Here is a 1,993-nt window from a genome sequence, read left to right as displayed (position 1 = left end):
TGTATTTGTTAAAAGATTTAAGCGAGGAAAAGGCCATGTATCGGTATGCTCCGGAAAAATGGACAATCAAGGAAGTCATCGGCCACATTACCGATACGGAGCGCATTATGTGCTACCGCCTTCTCTGTATCGGCAGGGGAGAAAAGGGGATGCTGCCGGGATATAATGATGATCAGTATGTGAGAAGGGCAAATTTTAATCGATTTTCCTTATCGGAGCTTTTGCATCATCAATCTCTTGTCCGCCAAAACACCATTCTGCTTCTAAGCAGTATGGATGAGGAAGCCTTGCGTCAGCGTGGAAGAGCAAATGAATCCGAAGTGACGGCACGGGCTATTGCGTACATTATTGCGGGGCATGAGATTCATCATCGAACGTTGATCATGGATCGATATCTGAGTCCCGATGAGTGTCAGGGGCAGGTTTAATAAAGAGAGATGTTCTATGTTACATAACGAGAGGCAGGATGATGATTAGTTATTCATTTTAAGGGAGTCTAATTACATTTAGGTGGTAGGCATTAATTATGTGGAGAGAGTATTTAAGCAGTATTTCAAAAGAGTGTCGGTTTAAATCATCTGCAACTGAAACAGAGATCCTATCGATTAAAAAGGAATTAAATGTTGATCTGCCTAAAAAATTGGCTGATTTATATAACGAAACAAATGGTGTTTATGGCAACTATGGGATTTCATTTATTTGGTCGACAGATCAGATGGTCAAAGAAAATTTAGTTTTTTGGACTATTCACGACCATAGAGAGTTTATGGAGCCATTAGATTCATTTTTATTTTTCTCCGATGCAGGTAATGGTGACTTATTTGGGTACTCAATAGTAAACGGAAGTATTCAGACTGATGATATTTATGTATGGAACCATGAAGATGATAGTCGAAGTGTAATTGCATCATCATTAGAAGAGTTTATTAGAGGCTGGATTATCGGAGAGATTTCTGTCTGAATAATTTTCCTTATTAGGGCAGCGTTCCTGTTTGGAAGAAAAGTAGCAAGATAAATTAGAGTGATATGAGTGGGGGAAATATATGCCTGGAATTGTTATTGGATTAGTATTAGTGGTTTCATGTATTTGTTTTCCTTTGATTTACTTATTTAAGAACGGTGGGACGGAAAATATTGCAAAAAATAGAGGTCTCACGCTAATTTTTGTATTAAGTTTCATTTCATTAGTGATTTCTGTAAAAATATTTTGGAATACTGCTATATATGTTGATGATTTTGGTGCCTCTCCAACATCTGTTTATGGCAGTGATTTCTGGCTTAGTATGGCGTGGCTGCGTTTAGGGTTACTTACAATGATCACTTTCATCTCTGGTATTAAACTATTTAGTAAATAAGGTAAAGAACATTAACACACGGAGACCAAGGGTTGATATTCCTTTAACGGGAATTTAGTTGAATATCGACATACTAGGTTGGTAGATTGATTACAATAAAAGTACGAATGAAAAACCGTGTGAAAACGTTGTTAAAAATAATAGGGGGGTCTATGTGAAAAAGAAAATTGATGAGTATCAAGTATTTGAAAATCATTACGAACAAATATATGAGCAAGTAAAGAACGATCCGTATGCCCAATCGTTAGGTATCCAGTTGACGAAATTCGAGGCGGGTTTTGCAGAAGCAAATCTTGAAGTGCAGAGCCATATGGTAAATGCACATGGAACTGTTCATGGTGCAGTCATTTATGCTCTGGCAGATCATGCCTTTTCTGTAGCCTGTAATGCATATGGAAAAACTTCAGTAGGACTATCAACTACAATCCAGTTTATCGAAGCTGCTAAACCTGGAGACAGAATAGTTGCCCGTGCAACGGAGGTAAGACGAAACTTTCGCACTGGATTTTATAGAATTGAGATTTTTCATGAAGAAATACTGATAGCTACTATGGAGGCAGTTTCTTACCGTAAGGATCATTATTTTATTGAAATTGATCAACAAGTTTAAGTGGTTACAAAAGTTACAGATCAAAGCT

At 37.4% G+C, this 1,993-nt stretch carries 4 protein-coding genes; all 4 read left to right on the top strand.

All coding sequences use genetic code 11. The features are described 5' to 3' along the window. The first annotated feature begins 5 nt into the window (after window positions 1–5). Window positions 6–428, top strand: coding sequence for a DinB family protein (locus HP456_RS23390; protein ID WP_246289396.1), 423 nt, complete (start codon window positions 6–8; stop codon window positions 426–428). Between the two features lie 98 nt (window positions 429–526). Continuing rightward, window positions 527–961: an SMI1/KNR4 family protein gene (locus HP456_RS23385; protein ID WP_172255512.1), complete on the top strand. Its 435-nt coding sequence runs from the start codon at window positions 527–529 to the stop codon at window positions 959–961. Window positions 962–1,043: 82 nt separating this feature from the next. Next, window positions 1,044–1,355, top strand: a complete 312-nt coding sequence (locus tag HP456_RS23380) for a hypothetical protein (protein ID WP_246289394.1) — start codon at window positions 1,044–1,046, stop codon at window positions 1,353–1,355. Between the two features lie 154 nt (window positions 1,356–1,509). Then, window positions 1,510–1,965, top strand: a complete 456-nt coding sequence (locus HP456_RS23375; protein WP_172255510.1) for a PaaI family thioesterase — start codon at window positions 1,510–1,512, stop codon at window positions 1,963–1,965. Window positions 1,966–1,993 lie beyond the last annotated feature (28 nt).

It is taken from the genome of Bacillus haikouensis, assembly GCF_013179555.1.
GTDB lineage: Bacteria > Bacillota > Bacilli > Bacillales > Bacillaceae_B > Rossellomorea > Rossellomorea haikouensis_A.
Note: the sequence above shows the minus strand (reverse complement) of the source record. Positions and strands in the feature narration are given on the sequence as shown.